Source organism: Pseudodesulfovibrio indicus, from assembly GCF_001563225.1.
GTDB classification, from domain to species: Bacteria; Desulfobacterota; Desulfovibrionia; order Desulfovibrionales; family Desulfovibrionaceae; genus Pseudodesulfovibrio; species Pseudodesulfovibrio indicus.
This window is the reverse complement of the sequence record NZ_CP014206.1, coordinates 1,024,459-1,041,874: the sequence shown is the minus strand read 5'-3', so window position 1 is coordinate 1,041,874 and position 17,416 is coordinate 1,024,459. Positions and strand designations below refer to the sequence as shown.

Genomic DNA, 17,416 nt, shown 5'->3' with positions numbered 1-17,416 from the left:
GTCGGGCTACCCTTGTCAAGAGAGCCGCACATGTCAAGCATACATATATATTGGGACGAATCGCACTTCTGGGGACTGCTGGTCGCCAGGGCGCTCAGGGCGTGGTCCGTGCCCCACCGTCTCGTGCGCGGCTCAGAAATAGCCGATGGCGCGCTTGCTGGCAAGTTCGGCGAGGTCCCGCAGGCGCTCATCGTGCCCGGCGGCCGGGCCAAGGGCAAGGCGGACCGCTTGGGTACGGACGGCATGGACGCCGTGCGCTCCTTTGTGGAGGCGGGCGGCACCTATCTGGGGTTCTGCGGCGGGGCCGGTCTGGCGCTCACCGGACCCTTCGGGCTGGGGTTGTCCCCCTGGTCGCGCAAGCCGTACACCAACCGGCTGCACCATTTCATGTCCGGCCACGTGGAGGCCCGACTCGACACCGGGTCCGAGCTGGTGCCGGACGGCATGGACGAGGTCCTGCTCCCGGTCTGGTGGCCCGGGCGGTTCGAGCCGTCCGACCCGTCCGTGGAGATACTGGCCCGCTTTGGCGCGCCCGGCCCGGACTTCTGGGTGGCGGACCTGAACCTGGCCACCCTGCCCGGCGGGACCATGAACGACTGGGAGGCCCTCTACGGCGTGGACCTGAGCCCGCGGTTCATGGAGGGCCAGCCCGTTGTGGCGGCCAACCGGCTGGGCCGGGGGCGCGTCATCCTGAGCTACGCCCACCTGGAGACCCCGGCGTCGCCCCAGGCCAACCGCTGGCTGCTGCACCTGCTGGCCACGATCCTGGGCGAGGACCCGGCGGCCATGGCCGCCAAGGGACCGGTCCCGGCCTGGGACGTGGCCGCCCGCGAGATCGCCTGGGAGGACGAGGTCCTGCTGGAGGCGCGCCGGGCCATGGAGGAGATCATCCGCACCGGCGCGGACCACTTCCTGCTCTTCTGGCGCAACCCGTGGCTGCTCGGCTGGCGGCGCGGCATCCCCGGCGCGGGGATCAACACCCTCTACTCGCTCATCTGCGAATCCCTGGCCGGCGAGCCCGACCAGGACACCCTGCGCTTCTGGGAGGGCGAACGGGACCGCTTCCGGGTGCTCATGCATTTGCTCAAGAACGGGCTGACCGGCTACCTGCTGGCCGAACGGCTGGCCATGACCGTATTTCACTCGGACACCGGCGCGGTCTCCAAGGAAGGCCTTCGGGACCAGCGCCGCGCCCTGTTCGGGCTGCCGCCGGAACCGGGCGGCATCTTTGCCGATCTTGCCGGCTCCCTGGAGGAATTGTACTGGCGCCTCTCCCGTCCCGCCTCATCGTAACTATTCCTGAAATTCCCGAATTATCAGTCAATTGCCAGATTCCCGCCTCCTGTGATATTGTTACAGCACGTGTCGCCGCCCCTTCACGGCATGGGCCGGAAAAGGGACCGCGTTCTCCGAGTAACACCACGGTGAGCCATGCCCGACGACAAGGGCCAGAACAACAGCAAGGACGCCCGGTTCCGTTTCTGCCTGTCCGAGGACGGCATGAAGCTCGGCGTCAACCGATACTTCCCGCCCTCCGGGGGGGAAGGCCCGAGCGTCGAACTGTTGCGCCGCCAGGTGGCCGAGGCGGGAGTCCGGCTTCCCATCGACGAAGAGGCGGCCCGGCGCATCGTGGAGGCCGTGGAACTGGGGAACGAGTTCAGGGGCATCACCCTGGTCCGGGGCGTGCCCCCCACCGAGCCGCGCGATGCGAGCCTCGCCGCCCTGGGCGACCTGGAATATCCCGTCTTTCCCAATGATCAATTCCTGCGCTTCCGTCCGGCGGCCAAGGCCGCCAACGGCGTGACCATCGACGGCCGCCCCCTGACGCCCGAACGAAAGTTCGTGCCCAAGGAGCTGGAGGCCGAACCCGGCGAAAACGTGGAATGGGACCCGGCGGCCAAGGCGTTCCGCTCCCGCGTCTGGGGCACGGCCCGGATCACCGACGGCGTGGTCGCCGTGGACCCGGCGGCCCGCATCACCGAGGACGAGGTCGAGGTCATCGGCACCATTCGCCACAAGGATTTCAAGGGCGAACCCATCACCCCGGCGCGCATCGACAAGGAACTGCGCGACATGGGCGTGCTCATCGACCCGGACCTGGACAAGCTCGAAGCCAAGCTGAACCAGGCCGCCGAGCTGGACATGCCGTTGCCGAATCAGGTCCTGGTCAAGGGCCAGCACCCCATCCCGGGCCGCGACGGCTGGCTGGAATACCTGGTCTCCACCCGCGAGGAAGCCGGTACCGAGGACGACACCGGACGGCTGGACTTCCGCAACCGGGGGATCTACCCCATGGCCGCTCCGGGCCAGATCATCGCCCGGCTGCACCGCCCCACCTCGGGCGAGGGCGGCATCGACATCTACGGCAAGACCATCCCGGCCAGCGCAGGGCACGAGCTGCACGTCCACCTGGGCGAGAACGTCCTGCTCATGCCCGACGGCGTGTCCTACGAGTCCCGGACCAACGGCGTGGTGGTCATGGAGCGCGGCACCCTGTCCGTGACCGATTGCCTGCTGGTCAACGGCAACGTGGACCTCAACTCCGGCAACGTGAAGGTCGAGCACGGCTCGGTCAAGATCCGGGGATCGGTCCAGTCCGGGTTCTCGGTCTCGGCTCCCAAGCACGTCATCGTCGAGGGGTCCATCGAGAGCGCCACCATCCACGCGGGCGGCCAGGTGGAGGTCAAGGGCGGCATCCTCATGCCCGACGGCGGCGAGGTGGTCTCCGAAGGCGACGTCGTCGCCAGCTACGCGGCCAACGCGCGCATCCGGGCCGGCGGGGACGTGCACATCACCAACGAAATCCAGAATTCCGTAATCCAGGCCGAGGGCAAGCTCTACGCCCTGTCCGGCAAGGGAACCATCCAGGGGGGCGAGATCCTCACCAGGAAGGGCGTGGAGGTCAACGAGATCGGTTCGGAGCTGGGCGTGGCCACCGTGGTCGGCGTGCACATCGAAAGCGCCCAGGACGAGGAGCTGCGCCAGGAGCGGGCCAAAGTCGTCCAGGCCATCCAGAAGATCGACGGCGCCCTCGGCACGGAATCGCCGCAGGCGCTCCTGGCCCGCACCCCGCCTTCCAAGCGGCCCGCCGTGGCAGAGGTGCTCAAGCACCGCCAGACCCTGGTGCGCCGCCGCAAGACGCTGAGCGAACGGATCAACCAACTCGCCCTCCAGCACCAGGAAGAGCTGGAAGGGGTGACGATCAAGGTCAACCGACTCGTCCATCCCGGCGTGGTCATCCGGTTCGGCACCGTGCGCCGCACCGTGGACAAGCGGCTGGAGGCCTCGGTCTTCTATTGGGACGCCCGGCGGCGCGAGATCGGCTGCAAGTAATCAGGACCCGTAGACCACGGAGATGAGGGTCAACCCCTGGGGCGGGACCGTGGCCGGAGCCGTGGTCCGGTCGCCCGACGCAAGGATCGTCCGCACCTCCTCCACCGACAGCTTGCCGCGCCCGCAGGCCACCATGCAGCCCATCAGGTTGCGGACCATCTGTTTCAGGAACCCGTCCGCCGAGAACCGCCAGGCGGATTCAAGGGGAGAATCAGCGGCCAGCCGCTCGATGGAGGTCACGGTGCGCACCGTGGACCCCACGTCCGTGCCCACGTTCTGAAAGGCCGCGAAGTCGTGCTCGCCCGTGAGGACGCGGGCCGCCGCCTCCATGCGCTCGAAATCCACCGGGCCGCACGCCCAGACGAACCGCCTGCGCTGGGGCAGGCAGAACTCCCGCTCGTGCCACAGCCGGTATTCGTAGGTCTTGGACCGCGCCCCGAACCGGGCGTGGAAGTCGTCGGCGGCCATCCCCGCGTCCACCACCCGTACGTCGGGCGGCAACAGGGCGTTCAGGCTGCGCCGCCAAGGGAACCCCTCGCGGCCGTCGGGACAGTCGAAATGGGCCACCTGGCCCAGGGCGTGAACCCCGGAATCCGTGCGTCCCGAACCGTGCACCCGCACCGGGCCGCCCAGGATCACGGACAGCGCCCGCTCCAGCTCGCCCTGCACCGTGCGGTCCGAAGGCTGCAACTGCCAGCCGCAAAAATCCGTGCCCTCATAGGCCAAGGTCAGTCTGATCCGCATCATGCAAAGCCTATACGCCAACCCCCGCCGTTGTTCAATGAAAGGCACGGGGGAGGGGGAGAAGGGGCCCTTTTGGAAAAGGGCCCCTTCTCCCCCTCCCCCGGACCCCCTCCCCCTCATCCTCCCAAAACTTCTTGGGTCGCTTCGCGAATGGCGAGGGTGAAGAAAGGCCGTGCCGTTTCACCTGTTTTAGTTAAAAAAAGCCGCACGGACACCTGCGTCCGCACGGCCCTGCCGAAGGCACACGAAAAGTTTGGGAAAAGGGAGGGTTGGGGGTCTGGGGGAAGGGAGGGAAAGAACCCTTTTCAAAGGGTTTTTCCCTCCCTTCCCCCAGCGCCGGAGGCATTCCCCTTCTATTCGAAGGGGATCTGCAACCGGGTGAGTTCTTCGGAGAGTTTGGCGGCTTTTTTGGATTCCACGAAGGAGAGGATTTCGCCCGCCTGTCTGCCGCGCATGCCGGAGAGCACCTTGACTGCCAGGACGTCGTCCATGGACTGGAGGATTTCGGCGGCTTTCTTGGCCTTGGTGTTGGAGAGCATGTCGACCAGCTGCTTGACGCGCTGATCCTTGATCTGCTTGGCCTCGTCGAGCATGGACTTGATCTCGGCGTGGAGCTTGGCGACCTTTTCGGCCTCGGCCTTGATGGACGCTTCCATCTCGCGCAGGGTGCGCTCCTTGATGGCCAGCTCCTCTTCCTTTTTCTTGAGGGCCTTCCATTCCGCGGGCATGTCGGCTTCGGTGCGGGCCTTGGCGGCCTGATCCAGCTCGGCCTCCTGTTGCGCGGCGCGGTTGGCCGCGGAGTCGGCCTTGTCGGCGATGGGCGTGGCCGGGGGCGCAGCGGCGGAACCATTGGCACCGGCGGCACCGGAATCTTGGGCGGCGGCGATGCCGGTCACGGAATCCGGAAGGACCGAAGCCACGGTCTTGAGCGTCATAGAATCGACGCTGAGGAGGCCGAACACGGCGAGCTTGAGCAGGGCCAGAAAGACGAGGCTGGCGAGTACCCTAGTGATCCTGACGTTCGTACCGGATCGTTGCCATTTCGTCGTTTTCCTTTTCTTCTCGGGCGTTTTCTTGATCATGGTGCTTCTTGGCTTGCGTTTGCTTGAGCTTCTCCAGGAGCTTTTTCTCCTTGGAGCGTTCCACCGCCTCCAGGCGGCATCTTTGCAATTTGAGTTCCAAACCGCTCAGCTCCACCCGACCGATGGACAGGTCCTGTTCCAGCGCTTCCTTGTACTGTCGCCACAGCCACATGTCGTTGGCCGACTTGCGGGACGCGGCTTCGGTTTGCAGGTGGGCGCGCAGCTGTTCTTCCAGGGCCTCGACGGCCTCGGCCTTGGCGTCTCGCGCGGCCCGGGCGCGGGCCAGGACGCCCTTGGCCTGGTCTTCCAGCTGCTCGCGATAGTCGAGCACCTTGTCGAGCTTGAAATGAAACGGTTTGGCCATGGAACATCCTTGCCGCGAAACCGGGGCCGGGGAAATGGGGTTAGCCGGACACCTGTACCGGGTTTACGGGCTTCGCAGGGCTTCCAGCCAGGCCGCAGTAGCCGGTCTCGGCCTCGCGGTCCACCCAGCGCCACATCATGCACTGGGCCACCTGGCACATCTTCATCTTGTCGTCGTGGGTCATGAGCAGGGGACAGAACAGGAACCGGGCATCACAGGCTTTGACGAGCATGGCTTTCCTCCTCGGGAAAAATGAAACGGCGCGCCGGAACCCCGGCGCGCCGCCAATATACCTCGTATCCCTGCCGCTGGCTAGCTGCCGGGCAGAACTTCGCGCTCGGCCACCTGCTCGCCCACGGGGGAAGCGGTTTCGGCCACGGGCTGCGGGCGCGGGGTCTCGTCCAGGGTGACCAGGGTCTCCATGCCGAGCATGGACTTGAGCTTTTCGAGCGCCAGCACCGAACGGCGGGCGTTGGCGTCCAGGACCTCGGCGTAGCCGCCGTCGCGAATGACCTTGGCGTAGTCGGAATCCTGAAGCTTGGGATCGTTCTTGAACCGGGCCTCGAAATTGCGCGCGTATTCGTTGATCAGGGTGTTCATGCGGCTTTCGGGCATGTTCAGCACCGTCTTGAGGCCGTTGACCAGAAACTCGGGGGTCAGGTCCTTGGACTCCACCACCTTGGAGAAGCTGCGCACGTAACGCAGGGTTCCGTCATAAATATGGCTGCGCTGGACCACGTTCATCCCCGCCCAGCCCGCGCGGAGCCACTTGAACAGAAAAACCGTGCTGCGCGGGGCATCCGCGTCCTGTTCGGCAAAGACCTGGACCGAGCCGGAGGCGTAGGTGAAGGTGTCCATCCAGCCGATCATGCCCCGGTTGAGGCCCTCAAGCCCGGAATAGAAATAGTCCCACTGGCGGTCGTCCAGGATCGCGCCCTTGCGTCCCACCTCGGACTTGTCCTCCTGCCGGGACACGGAGATGAGCACGTTCTTGCCGTTGTGCTTGAGCAGGATCATCAGCCGGTTCAGGTTGTAGCCGTAGTACGCCTCGGCAAAGGAGTCCGGGGTGGTGACCTCGAACTCGCGGCCCCGGGTGATCACGGGCCGGTCGAGGTTCGGCAGTTCTTCCCACAGCCCGCTCGAGCGGTTCAGGAACTCGCTGCCCTGGTGCCAGCCGGACATGCGCAGCACCGCCGGGCAGAGCAGGTAGTTGGGGATGTCCGGATTGTAGAAATACTTGAGGATGTGGGCCAGGTCGGTCTTCACGTCGCGGCGCAGGCAGATGCCCCGGCCGTTGAACCGCTTGGCGGGCTCGATGTCCTTGGGGTCCGCGTCCACGCCGATGACGAAGTCGAGCATGGGCGCGATCTCGGCCACGGACAGGGGAACCGTCTTGTCGTCCAGGACCTTGAACAGGTGCGAAATGCCCTTCTCCACGGTCTCGTCCAGGGGGGCGGGCTTGGGGGAAAGGTCCACTTCCATGATCCCCTTGGGATCGTCCTCGGCCATGGCGACGGGCGCGAACAGGCACAGGGCCAGCAGCGCGGCAAAGAGGGGGAGCAGCCCCCGGGGACAGGACAACGCTTTGTATTTATTATTCATCAATAATTGTATTCCGCTTTTGCGCCGCCAAAAGGCGGGCTTGTTTGTTTATCCCTTCAACAGGAACTATGTAGTAATCTTCATCAGCTTTGGCAAGCCGCTTCCGGCGCGCCCGGTTCCGGGAAATCACTCCTCCGAATTGATTGGCTTTTTCCTGAACTCCATGAGCTCCACGCGGGTCACGGCCTTGCCGCCGAACTTGCGGCGTACCGCGTCCACGGCCTTGTCCAGCTCGCTGGTGGCCTCCACGCCGCGCGGCTCCTCCTCGAACAGGCCGACCTGCCGGGAGCGCGGTTCGAAATTGGACACCCCCACCCCGATGAGCCGGACCGTGCGGTGCAACCGGACCTGGTCCAGCAGCTCCACGGCCGTGGAAAAGATGACGTCCGTGTTGTCCGTTCGCGCGGGGAGGCTTTTGGAGCGGGTGATCTGGGTGAAGTCCGACCACTTGATCTTGAGGGTCACGGTGCGCCCCTTGTACCCGTGGCGGCGCAGGTCCTCGCCCACCCGCTCGGACTGGGCCAGCAGCCACTTGCGCAGCAGGTCGCGGTCCGAGGTGTCCTCGCCGAAGGTGTTTTCCGCGCTGCAGCTCTTGGCCGGTTCCGTGGTCTTGACCGGGGTGGGGTCGATACCCCGCGCGCGGTCAAACAGGGCCGAGCCGTACTTGCCCAGCCGCGCCTCCCACCAGTCCGCGTCCTTTTGCAGGATGTCGCCGCAGGTGCGCACGCCCAGTTTCTTCAGCACGTCCAGAAGCTTGGCCCCCACGCCGGGGATCTTGCCCACCGGCAGCGTGCGCAGGAACGCGTGCACCTCGTCGTGGCGGATGATGAACAATCCGTCGGGCTTGTCCATGTCCGAGGCGATCTTGGCCAGGAAGCGGACCGGGGCCGCGCCCACGGAGCAGGTCAACCCGGTGGCCTCCTTCACCCGCGCCTTGATCCGCCGCCCGATCTCGTCGATGGGGCCGAAGAGGCGCTCCAGGCCGGTGCCGTCCAGGTACGCCTCGTCCACGCTGGCCTGCTCCACCAGCGGGGAGAATTCGTGGAGCACCGCCATGACCTTTTGCGACAGCTCCTTGTACCGGTACATGCGCCCGGGCACGAGGATGATCTCCGGGCAGAGCTTGCGGGCCTTGACCACGGACATGGCCGAGCGGACCCCGTATTTGCGGACCTCGTAGCTGGCGGCGGAGACCACGCTGCGGTCGGAGGTGCCGCCCACGGCCACGGGCTTGCCCCGCAGGTCGGGGTTGTCGAGTTGTTCGACGGAGGCGAAGAAGGCGTCCATGTCGATGTGGAGGATCCAGGGAGTCATTTGTTTATTCTACTAGGGGTGGGGTCGTTTGTTAAGGGGCTGGGGGCCCCTTGCCCCCCCGGAAATGCGAAGGGAGATGAAGAAGGGAAAACAGGGGAAAGAAGAGAAAGAGCCGTCGCTGGCGCTCCTCCAGGTTTTTTGGGAGCCCTCCCGGCGGGGTTCTTTCTTTTTCCAAAGCAAAAAAGAAAGAACCAAAGAAAAATGCTTTGGGGGGTCATCCCCGCCCACAGTTTGGCCGCTGAGAATCCGATCCGCTCGGGGCGGCTCCATCCGATCAAAAGTAGAATGCGAGTCTCCACGGGAACGCCCCTTTTAAGGGATACCGAGGAGCCACGGGAGCGGAGCCGCCGCCCCTTCGCGGTCGGCTTCTAGGCGTCCAGAACAGGGCTCGCTCCCTGCTGCTTGACGGTACGAAGGGCGAAGGAAGAGGGGCCTTCTGACGGGACTTCGGAGTAGGAGAGCCACTTTTTGAGGCTGCGCCTCAAAGGTGTTCCAGGGAAGGGCCTTCGATCGGAGCGGCGGGGTATGAAAGCCGCTGTTTGGGGCTGTGCCCCAAAGACACTCCAGGGGAGGTCCGTTGGGCGAGGGTTGGGTGATGAGAGCCGTTGTTGGGGCTTTGCCCCCAGGCGCTCCAGGGTGCGAAGGGCGGAGGTTTGGAGGTGACGGCTGTTTGAGGCTGCGCCTCAAAAGCGCGAGAGGGGGTGGTTTGGAGTTGAATCGGCCAGGGCGTGTTTCACCTCTTTCGCCGTCCCTCTCGTGCGCGGAGATCATTGCCGCGCTACTCCCTCTTCCGCCATTCCTCCCACGCTCGGACGGTCCTCGTCCGGAGAGCGGTCATTCGGAAACCGGGGCCTAGAGCCTGTCTCAAGCGCCGAAGCGCAGCCCGACTGAGTCTGCCTCGGCAGACATGCCGTCAGGGCAGCAAAAGGCGCTTACAGGCTCTTGGCCACTGTTTCCGCGCCGCCGCACCGCAGCGCACTTTTTGCTTACTTTTTGGGGCGCAAGCCAAAAAGTAAGGCGCTGTAAAAGCGCAAAACGGCTCATCGCGACAGGGGAACATCAGACGCGAACGCGCGGCCCAAACCCACCGCGCTCCCCCCTCTTCCACCATCCCTCCCACGCTCGGAGAATCCCTCGCCCGAAGAGCGGTCATTCGGAAACCGGGGCCTAGAGCCTGTTTCAAGCGCCGAAGCCCAGCCCGACTGAGTCTGCCTCGGCAGACAATGCCGTCAGGGCAGCGGGAGGCGCTTACAGGCTCTTGGCCACTGTTTCCGCGCCGCCGCACCGCGAGCGCACTTTTTGCTTACTTTTTGGGGCGCCAGCCAAAAAGTAAGGCGCTATAAAAGCGCAAAACGGTCTACCTCAACAGGAAAAACCCCAGACGCGGACGCGCGGAACAAACCACCGCGCTCCCCTCCTCCACCGATCAGGCAAAAAGAGCGCCTACCTTTGGAATCACCGTCTATTTCTGACAGTCGATGCAGGCCTGGACAAACGCCCGAGGGACCTCGGGATTGGAACCGAAGTGAAGATGGACATAGGAACCGAGGGTGTTCCCGGCGAGGAAGCCCTCGCGGGTGTCGATGTGTCCCTTGCGGCCGGACAGGGAATAGGCGGCGGGCAGCAGCGCGGCCTCGCGGTCGTCCTGCATGGCCGAATAATGAAACTCGTGCCCGCGCGCCACGGTGCCGGCGGGACCAAGCACGGTATTGGCACGCGTGGATATCTCCCGATAACCCAGGGCGCGGAATTTCTCGCTCATCTCCGCTCGCACCGGAAAGACCCCGGCCATGGCGTACCGGCCCCTGCCGGTGATGATGTCGTTCATGAGCAGCATGAACCCGCCGCACTCGGCGTAGACCGGGCGGCCAGACTCGCAGAACTCCTTGATGGCCCTCCGGATGCGGGTGTTCTGACCGAGTTCGAAAGCGTAGAGCTCTGGATAGCCGCCGCCAAGGTAGAGGCCGTCGATGTGTTCGGGCAGATGGACGTCGGCCAGCGGCGAGAACTCCACCAGCCTGGCTCCGGCCTCGCGCAACAGCCGGAGATTCTCTTCGTAGTAGAAGCAGAAGGCGTTGTCCCTGGCCAGGCCGATGGTCACGCGCGGCAGCTGCGGCACGGGCTCGAAGGGCGGCACGGCCGCGGTCTCGGGCAGGGAGGCCAGGAGCCGGTCCGGGTCCAGGCCGGTCTCCACCCAGTCGGCCAGCCGGGCGTAGCGGTCCAGGTCCGGGCCGTCCTGGTCCGGGGTGACCAGACCGAGATGGCGCGACGGGGTGGCGATGGCCTCGTCGCGGGGAAGTACGCCGAGCACCGGGATGTCCGGGACCAGGGTCATGGCCTCGCGCAGCAGTTCGGCATGGTTCGGGCTGCCCACGCGGTTGAAGATCACGCCCGCGATGTTTACCTCCGGGTCGAAGTCGGCGTAGCCCGCCACCAGGGCGGCGGCGGAACGAGCCATGGACCGGGCGTCCACCACCAGGATCACGGGCAGCCCCAGGATCTTGGCCATCTGGGCCGTGGACCCGGAGTCCTCGGTGCCGGAGAAGCCGTCGAACAGCCCCATGACACCCTCGATCACGGCCACGTCGCCGGTCGCGGCGTAGCGGTTGAAGATGTCCAGGTTGGTGGCGGGATCGAGCATCCAGCCGTCGAGGTTGTGGCTGGGGACCGGAACGGCGTCAACGGCGCAGGCCAGGGCATGGTGTCCGGGATCGATGAAGTCCGGGCCGCACTTGAAGGGACGCACCCGGTTGCCGCGCCGGGCCAGGGAGGCCATCAGCCCCAGGGAGATGGAGGTCTTGCCGCACCCGCTGTGCGTGCCGGCGATGACGAATGCCTTGACCGTGCTCATGCGGCTCCCTGCCGGGCGGTGATCAGACCAGCCCCTTCTTGGTGATATATTCCATCATCTTCCGCCCTTCCAGGTGGAGCGGATCGAGGTCCAGACAGCGAGCCACGGCCTCGACGCACTTGGGCCAGTCCTGGCGCTCGTACTGGGCGCGGGCCAGGTTGTACCACAGGTTCTCGTCGTCCGGGGCCAGCTCCAGGGCACGCTTGTAGTAGTCCACGGCCTGTCCGAAGAGGTTCTTCTTGCGCAGAGCGATGCCGTATTCGTTGAACAGGTGCTTGTGATCGTCGGAAAAGGCGCTGTCCAGGGAGATGATGCGGTCGAAAACCTTCTTGGCCTTGTCCTCCTCGTCGCGGGCCAGCAGGCAAAGGCCGATGCCGAAGTTGGCGCGCACGTTCTGCTCGTCGAGGTTCAGGGCGTTTGCGTATTCGTACTCGGCGGTGAAGTTCTCGCCGCGCTTGCGGAACTTGTCGCCGCGCGCCACGGACTTCTGGACCATGCGGACGTTGCCCACGACCTCCTTGAAGAGCTGGGGCAGGGGCAGGTAGTCGGCCAGCAGCTCGTCCTTGGTGACCAGCTCCACCGGGCCGGAGGGAACGTGCTTGTTGTTCAGCCCCTGCAACTCGATCTTCTCGCCCTCGACCTCGCGGGCATAATACAGTGCGGTCTGTTTCACCCGGCGGGCCGTGGTGCCGGTGCCGATCTTGGCCATCCGCTCGATGGAGAAGACCCCTTCTATCATTCCGTTATCGCTCGTTATCATGGTGCTGTGCTCGCGTATGGTTGCTGGTTTGGCGCATGGCGCGGCCGTCCGGGGATGATACACGGTATCGGACCCGATAGGAAGCGCCTACCGGGAGGACGCGCCCGCCTGCCGCTCCGGGGGCTGGGCGGTGCGCAGGACCAGGTAGCCCGCGACCCCCGCCAGCAGGGACGCCCCCAGGATGGCCGTCTTGGCCGAGGCAAGCAGCCCCGGCGACCCGACAAAGGCCAGGGTGGCGATGAACAGCGACATGGTGAACCCGATGCCGCCGAGCAGTCCCGCGCCCACGAAATGGCGCAGGGTCGTGCCATGGGGATACCCTGCGGAAAAGCGGACGATGAGCAGGACCATGAGCACGATGCCCACGGGCTTGCCCAGGACCAGCCCGAGAACCGTACCCAGGGCTACGGGAGCCCCTCCGGGAGCCAGGCCGCCGGACAGGGACACGCCCGCGTTGGCCAGGGCGAAGATGGGCATGATCACGAAGTCCACCAGGGGATGCAGCCCGTGCTCCAGCCGCTGGAGCGGGGTCTGGGCGCGGACCACTATCTGCTGCATGGAGACCAGGGCCGAGTGCATGGTCGGGTTGGTCAGCACCGAGCCGCCCGGCTCGATGGCCTTGTTGTAGTCCTCCAGCAGCCGGACCGCGTTGGCCGAGAATGCCTCGGCGTCGCAGCGTGTGCGGGCCGGAATAGTGAAGGCCATGAGCACGCCCGCCACCGTGGAATGGACCCCGGACTTGAGCACCAGGAGCCAGACCACGCAGCCCACCAGGGCATAGAACAACGGGGTGCGGACGCCCATGCGGTTTCCGACGAAGGCCACGCCGAGCATGATCGCCGCGCCGAGCAGCATCCAGCCGGAGATGTCGGCGGTGTAAAACAGAGCAATGACCAGGATGGAGCCGATATCGTCCACGATGGCCACGGCGGTGAGGAATATCTTGATCTGGTACGGGACGCGGTCGCCGAGCAGGGCCAGGATGCCGAGGGCAAAGGCGATGTCCGTGGCCATGGGCACGCCCCAGCCGGAGATGGAGGGCAGCCCCTGGTTGAAGGCCGCGTAGATGGACGCGGGCACGACCATGCCGCCGATGGCCGCGGCGATGGGCAGCACGGCCTGGCTGCGGGTGGACAGCTCGCCGACCTTGAATTCGCGCTTGATCTCCAGGCCGACCACGAAGAAGAACAGGGCCATCAACCCGTCGTTGACCCACAGGATGATCGGCTTGGACAGGGCCGCCGCACCGAACCCCACCGAAAACTCGGTGGACCACAGGGCCTCATAGGAACCGGCCCAGGGCGAATTGGCCCAAACCAGGGCCGCGAGCGCGCCGATGATCAGCAGGATGCCGCTGGTGGACTTGGAACGGAAGAACACCTGGAAGGGCATGAGCACCTGTTCGATGGGCTCCACGCCGCAGGTTATGAAATCTCGTATGGCCATGCCGTCTCTCCTCGGTCACCCGCGTCAGGCCCGCCGTTGGCCCTCCAGGAGGTTGTCCACCTCGGTCACGGTCAGTGGTTTGTAGAAGAAGTATCCCTGCACGAACTGGCACCCTTCCCGCTCCAGAAAGTCGAGCTGGCCGGACGTCTCCACGCCCTCGGCCACGATCTTGAGGCCCATGGATTCGCCCAGCGAGAAGATGGTCCGCACGATGGCCTGGCTGTCCGGGTCCTTGTCCACGGCGATGATGAAGGAGCGGTCCACCTTGACCACGTCGATGGGGAACCGCTGCAGGTAGGACAGGGAGGAATAGCCGGTGCCGAAGTCGTCGATGCAGATGTGCACGCCGAGGTCCTTGAGCTGAAGCAGGATCTCCTCGGCCACATTGGGGTTGTCCATGAGGGCGGACTCGGTGATCTCGATGTTCAGCGAGCCGGGGGCCAGCCCGGAATCTTCCAGGGCGCGGGAAATCTGCCCGGCCAGCATGGACTGGCCGAAATGCTTGCCCGAGATGTTGACGTTCACGCTCAGCGGCCCGTCGCAGTCCACGGACAGGGACTGCCAGCGCCGGACCTGGGCGCACGCTTCCTCCAGGACCATGTTGTCGATGGCGTAGATCAGCCCGGTGTCCTCGGCCAGGGAGACGAAGTCGCCGGGGCCGATGATGCCGTGTTCCGGGTGCCGCCAGCGGACTAGGGCCTCGAACCCGCAGACCTGGCGGGTGTCCAGCCGGACCACGGGCTGATAGACCACCTCGAACTCGCGCAGGTCCACGGCGCGCCGCAGGTCGGTCTCCAGCTCCATGAGCTGCAGGGCCTGATCGTGCATCTTGCGGTTGAAGACCTTGAACCGGGACTTGCCCAGCTCCTTGGCGCGGTACATGGCGGTGTCCGCGTCGCGCAGCAGCGCCTCGGGCCGGTCGTACCCGTCGGTCTTGAGCACGATGCCGAGGCTGGCCGAGGTGAAGACCTCGTTGCCGCCGATGCTGAACGGCTGGCGCACGCCCTCCAGGATGCGCCGGGCGATGGCGATGGCGTCCTTGGGCGCGGAAATCTCTTCCTGGAGGATGGCGAACTCGTCGCCGCCGAACCGGGCGATGGTGTCCACGGACCGCCCGCACTTCTCCAGCACGCGCGCCACGCCCCGGAGCAGCTCGTCGCCCGCGTCGTGGCCCAGGGAATCGTTGACCACCTTGAACCGGTCGAGGTCCATGTACAGGACCGCGAACATGTGCTTGCGCCGCCTGGAGCGCTCCATGGCCATGCGCAGGTGGTCCAGGAACAGGGCGCGGTTGGGCAGCCCGGTGAGCGGGTCGTGGAACGCCTGGCGCTTGAGCTGGTCCTCGGCCTTCTTGCGCATGGTGATGTCCTCGATGGACCCCTCGAAGCAGACCAGGTTGCCGTTCTTGTCCTTGATCTGGCGCGCGTTCTCCGCGATCCAGATGATCCGGCCGTCGCGCTTGCGCACCTTGGACACGAAATTCTTGACCTCGCCCCGCTCCTCGATGAGCCGCAGGAACTCCTTGCGCCGGTTGGGGTCCACGTACATCTGGGTGCCGATGTCGTAGATGGAGCTCATCAGGTCCTCGGGGGACTTGTACCCCAGGATGCGCGCCAGGGCCGGGTTGGTGTCCTGGAACCTCCCGGACGGCGAGGACTGGTAGATGCCCTCCACCGCGTTCTCGAAGATGGCCCGGTACTTCTTCTCCGCCTTGCGCAGGGCGTCGCCGATGACCTTGCGCTCGGCGATCTCGATCTTGAGCTGGGTGTTGGTGCGCATCAGCTCGCTGGTGCGCTCCTCGACCTTCTGCCTGAGGGCGTCGCGCGCCTCCTGCAGCTCGCGGGTCTTCTGGCGGACGCGATCCTCCAGGTTGCCGACCAGCTCGGATATCTGGCCGGTCATGGCCTCCATGGCCCGGGCCAGCTGGCCGACCTCGTCGTCGGATTCGATGAGGGGGACCTTGCCGAAGTCCTTGACCGCCACCCGGCCCGCGTAGTCGGTGAGCTGCCTGAGCGGCTTGGAGATGTTGACCACGAACAGGAAGACCAGGAGCAGGCTGGCCCCGAACAGGATGAGCATGACCACCTGCTGCTCCAGCACGGCCTCGTGGATGTTGCTGTCGATGACCTCGTAGTCCATGCCGATGTGCACGTCGCCCGCCAGCCCCGACAGGATGGGGCTCGATACGTGCAGGTACCGTTTCCCGTCCAGCTCGATATCGCGCATGATGTGCTCTTCGCGCGTCTCCACCCTGGGGGTCTCCCGCACCAGGGACAGGATGCGGTCCGGGATGACCGGCACGAAGGTGTGGGCCAGGACGTCGCCCTTCTCGTCGGCCACCAGAACGTAGGAGACCGCCGCAATGCCCAGGTACTGGTCGATGCGCGCCTGAAGCGCGCCCGCGTCCTGGCTGAGGATGGTGGCGATGTCGGATTCGGCCACGGAACGCGCCAGGGCCAGGGCCTTGGACTCGTACTCGCGGGTCATCTCGCGCCGGAGCCGGCTGGAGAAGGTCATGGAGGTGACCACGGCGATCATGCCGAAGACCACGACCATGAACAGCAGCGGTTTGACGAAAAGTTTGGGGGCCTTCATCGGCGCCACCTCTCCCAGTTCTCGATGGCCCGGAAGTGGCCGTCCTCCACAGTGGTCATGTAGACCTGGTCAAGCCCCTGGTGGCGGCCCGGGCCGAACCGGACGTCGACCCCGATGCCGAGGTCCAGGTCGCGGATGCTCTCCATGACCTCCGGGATGCGGGCCGGGGACGGGGCGTCGCCCATGCGGTCCACCAGCTCGCCCAGCAGGATGCCGTTCAGGAACCCCTCGAAGCTGACGAAGCTGTAACGGCGCGGGGCGTACCCCGCGTCCGAGGGTACGGTCGCACCCTCGTAACCGGCCATGACCTCGCGGTAGAAGCGCACGCCGGGCAGGTCGTTCTCCTCGTAGCTCGGGACCACCTGGGACTGGATGAGGTCCACGGTGTAGTCCCGGCCGGTCCGCCCGCTCTCCTCCTTCAGCAGAGTCAGCATCTTGTCGCTGTCCGTGAAGGAGACCCCGGCGATGGGCACGTCGTAGCCCAGGTTGCGGGCGTCGCGGATGAAGGCGGCCTGGGAGGCGTAGGTCCCGATGACCACGATGGCGTCGACGTCGGCTTTCATCAGATGGCGGACCTCGACCGTAAAGTCCTGGGCAAAGGTCGCGCCCCGGCGGTAGGCGGCCTCGGCCACGATGCTCAGATCGTACCGGTTCAGCGCGCGACGCACCCCGTCCCAGCCGTTCCGCCCGTAGGCGTCCAGCTGGTAGAACACGGCGATGCGGCTGCGCCCGGCGGCCACCAGGTTGTCCACCAGGGCCGAGGTCTCGTCGAAATAGGAGGCGCGGAGGTTGAAGACGTACTCGCCGAACGGTTCCACGCGCAGCGGCTGCGCCCGGTGAACGGGAAGAGCATGTACACGTGACGGTCCTTGAACTTCTGGAGCAGCGGCAGGATGCGCGAGGTGGTCGGGGTCCCGACGTAGGCGGCCAGGGCGAAGACGTCGTCGTCGAGGATGAAGCTGACGGTGTTCTGGAAGCAGGGGCCGGGATTGTACCCGTCGTTGGCGGGCTTGACCTTGATGGTCCAGCCGTTCTCGCCCACCCGGGCGTTGCGGTACTCCAGATAGGCGGTCAGTCCCCGGTAGTACTCGATGCCCAGCTCGCCGTTGGCCCCGGTGAACGCGGCGGACATGCCGAAGAGCAGCTCTCCGCGCCCTGCCGCGCCTGCCGGAACAGGAACGAGGCATGCGGAGGCGGCAAGCCAGAGCGCCAAGGCGGCGGACAGGATACTCCTCAGTTTAATCACGTTGGGTTTATGCCATTCCTGGGGGGAAAGCGCAACCGTCGCGCGTATTTCTCAGGCTTGGAGTCTGGAATGGAAAACG

14 protein-coding genes are annotated in these 17,416 nt (G+C 65.7%); 2 read left to right on the top strand and 12 right to left on the bottom strand.

Annotated elements, in window-relative coordinates:
* The first annotated feature begins 30 nt into the window (after window positions 1-30).
* On the top strand, window positions 31-1,293 hold the full coding sequence (locus tag AWY79_RS04795) for a BPL-N domain-containing protein (protein WP_066801019.1): 1,263 nt from the start codon (window positions 31-33) through the stop codon (window positions 1,291-1,293).
* A 138-nt stretch (window positions 1,294-1,431) separates the two neighbouring features.
* Window positions 1,432-3,333 (top strand): FapA family protein, encoded by a 1,902-nt coding sequence (locus tag AWY79_RS04790; protein WP_066801017.1) that lies wholly within the window; start codon window positions 1,432-1,434, stop codon window positions 3,331-3,333.
* Here the strand turns inward: AWY79_RS04790 and truA are convergent, their stop codons facing one another.
* From truA to AWY79_RS19505, 12 genes are all read right to left on the bottom strand, one after another.
* On the bottom strand, window positions 3,334-4,080 hold the full coding sequence (gene truA / locus AWY79_RS04785) for a tRNA pseudouridine(38-40) synthase TruA (RefSeq protein WP_066801015.1): 747 nt from the start codon (window positions 4,078-4,080) through the stop codon (window positions 3,334-3,336). It lies immediately after the preceding gene.
* Between the two features lie 350 nt (window positions 4,081-4,430).
* Window positions 4,431-5,159, bottom strand: coding sequence for a MotE family protein (locus AWY79_RS04780; protein ID WP_066801013.1), 729 nt, complete (start codon window positions 5,157-5,159; stop codon window positions 4,431-4,433).
* On the bottom strand, window positions 5,083-5,523 hold the full coding sequence (fliJ, locus tag AWY79_RS04775; protein ID WP_066801010.1) for a flagellar export protein FliJ: 441 nt from the start codon (window positions 5,521-5,523) through the stop codon (window positions 5,083-5,085). The genes AWY79_RS04780 and fliJ overlap by 77 nt, the downstream gene beginning before the upstream one ends.
* A 40-nt stretch (window positions 5,524-5,563) precedes the next feature.
* Window positions 5,564-5,755 (bottom strand): hypothetical protein, encoded by a 192-nt coding sequence (locus tag AWY79_RS04770; protein WP_066801008.1) that lies wholly within the window; start codon window positions 5,753-5,755, stop codon window positions 5,564-5,566.
* A gap of 80 nt (window positions 5,756-5,835) precedes the next feature.
* Window positions 5,836-7,125 (bottom strand): hypothetical protein, encoded by a 1,290-nt coding sequence (locus tag AWY79_RS04765; protein ID WP_066801006.1) that lies wholly within the window; start codon window positions 7,123-7,125, stop codon window positions 5,836-5,838.
* Window positions 7,126-7,251: 126 nt separating this feature from the next.
* Window positions 7,252-8,439 (bottom strand): DNA polymerase IV, encoded by a 1,188-nt coding sequence (locus AWY79_RS04760; RefSeq protein WP_066801003.1) that lies wholly within the window; start codon window positions 8,437-8,439, stop codon window positions 7,252-7,254.
* 1,462 nt (window positions 8,440-9,901) lie between these two features.
* On the bottom strand, window positions 9,902-11,290 hold the full coding sequence (locus tag AWY79_RS04755; protein ID WP_066801001.1) for a cobyrinate a,c-diamide synthase: 1,389 nt from the start codon (window positions 11,288-11,290) through the stop codon (window positions 9,902-9,904).
* A 22-nt stretch (window positions 11,291-11,312) separates the two neighbouring features.
* Window positions 11,313-12,029, bottom strand: a complete 717-nt coding sequence (locus tag AWY79_RS04750; RefSeq protein ID WP_233491004.1) for a tetratricopeptide repeat protein — start codon at window positions 12,027-12,029, stop codon at window positions 11,313-11,315.
* A gap of 108 nt (window positions 12,030-12,137) precedes the next feature.
* Window positions 12,138-13,496, bottom strand: a complete 1,359-nt coding sequence (gene nhaA, locus AWY79_RS04745; RefSeq protein WP_066800997.1) for a Na+/H+ antiporter NhaA — start codon at window positions 13,494-13,496, stop codon at window positions 12,138-12,140.
* Window positions 13,497-13,520: 24 nt separating this feature from the next.
* Window positions 13,521-16,091 carry an EAL domain-containing protein gene (locus AWY79_RS04740; RefSeq protein WP_066800995.1) on the bottom strand — a complete coding sequence of 857 codons (2,571 nt, stop codon included), beginning with the start codon at window positions 16,089-16,091 and terminating at the stop codon, window positions 13,521-13,523.
* Window positions 16,088-16,843 (bottom strand): ABC transporter substrate-binding protein, encoded by a 756-nt coding sequence (locus tag AWY79_RS04735; protein WP_250636891.1) that lies wholly within the window; start codon window positions 16,841-16,843, stop codon window positions 16,088-16,090. Before AWY79_RS04735 ends, AWY79_RS04740 begins: the two co-directional genes overlap by 4 nt.
* Window positions 16,744-17,337, bottom strand: a complete 594-nt coding sequence (locus AWY79_RS19505; protein ID WP_250636889.1) for an ABC transporter substrate-binding protein — start codon at window positions 17,335-17,337, stop codon at window positions 16,744-16,746. Before AWY79_RS19505 ends, AWY79_RS04735 begins: the two co-directional genes overlap by 100 nt.
* Window positions 17,338-17,416 lie beyond the last annotated feature (79 nt).

Excerpts from the sequence above, each read along its gene's own strand:
- truA (WP_066801015.1), bottom strand. The coding sequence starts at position 4,080 with ATGATGCGGATCAGACTGACCTTGGCCTATGAGGGCACGGATTTTTGC.
- nhaA (WP_066800997.1), bottom strand. The coding sequence starts at position 13,496 with ATGGCCATACGAGATTTCATAACCTGCGGCGTGGAGCCCATCGAACAG.
- AWY79_RS04770 (WP_066801008.1), bottom strand. The coding sequence starts at position 5,755 with ATGCTCGTCAAAGCCTGTGATGCCCGGTTCCTGTTCTGTCCCCTGCTC.
- AWY79_RS04760 (WP_066801003.1), bottom strand. The coding sequence starts at position 8,439 with ATGACTCCCTGGATCCTCCACATCGACATGGACGCCTTCTTCGCCTCC.
- AWY79_RS04740 (WP_066800995.1), bottom strand. The coding sequence starts at position 16,091 with ATGAAGGCCCCCAAACTTTTCGTCAAACCGCTGCTGTTCATGGTCGTG.
- fliJ (WP_066801010.1), bottom strand. The coding sequence starts at position 5,523 with ATGGCCAAACCGTTTCATTTCAAGCTCGACAAGGTGCTCGACTATCGC.
- AWY79_RS04790 (WP_066801017.1), top strand. The coding sequence starts at position 1,432 with ATGCCCGACGACAAGGGCCAGAACAACAGCAAGGACGCCCGGTTCCGT.
- AWY79_RS04780 (WP_066801013.1), bottom strand. The coding sequence starts at position 5,159 with ATGATCAAGAAAACGCCCGAGAAGAAAAGGAAAACGACGAAATGGCAA.
- AWY79_RS04765 (WP_066801006.1), bottom strand. The coding sequence starts at position 7,125 with ATGAATAATAAATACAAAGCGTTGTCCTGTCCCCGGGGGCTGCTCCCC.
- AWY79_RS04755 (WP_066801001.1), bottom strand. The coding sequence starts at position 11,290 with ATGAGCACGGTCAAGGCATTCGTCATCGCCGGCACGCACAGCGGGTGC.
- AWY79_RS04795 (WP_066801019.1), top strand. The coding sequence starts at position 31 with ATGTCAAGCATACATATATATTGGGACGAATCGCACTTCTGGGGACTG.
- AWY79_RS04750 (WP_233491004.1), bottom strand. The coding sequence starts at position 12,029 with ATGATAGAAGGGGTCTTCTCCATCGAGCGGATGGCCAAGATCGGCACC.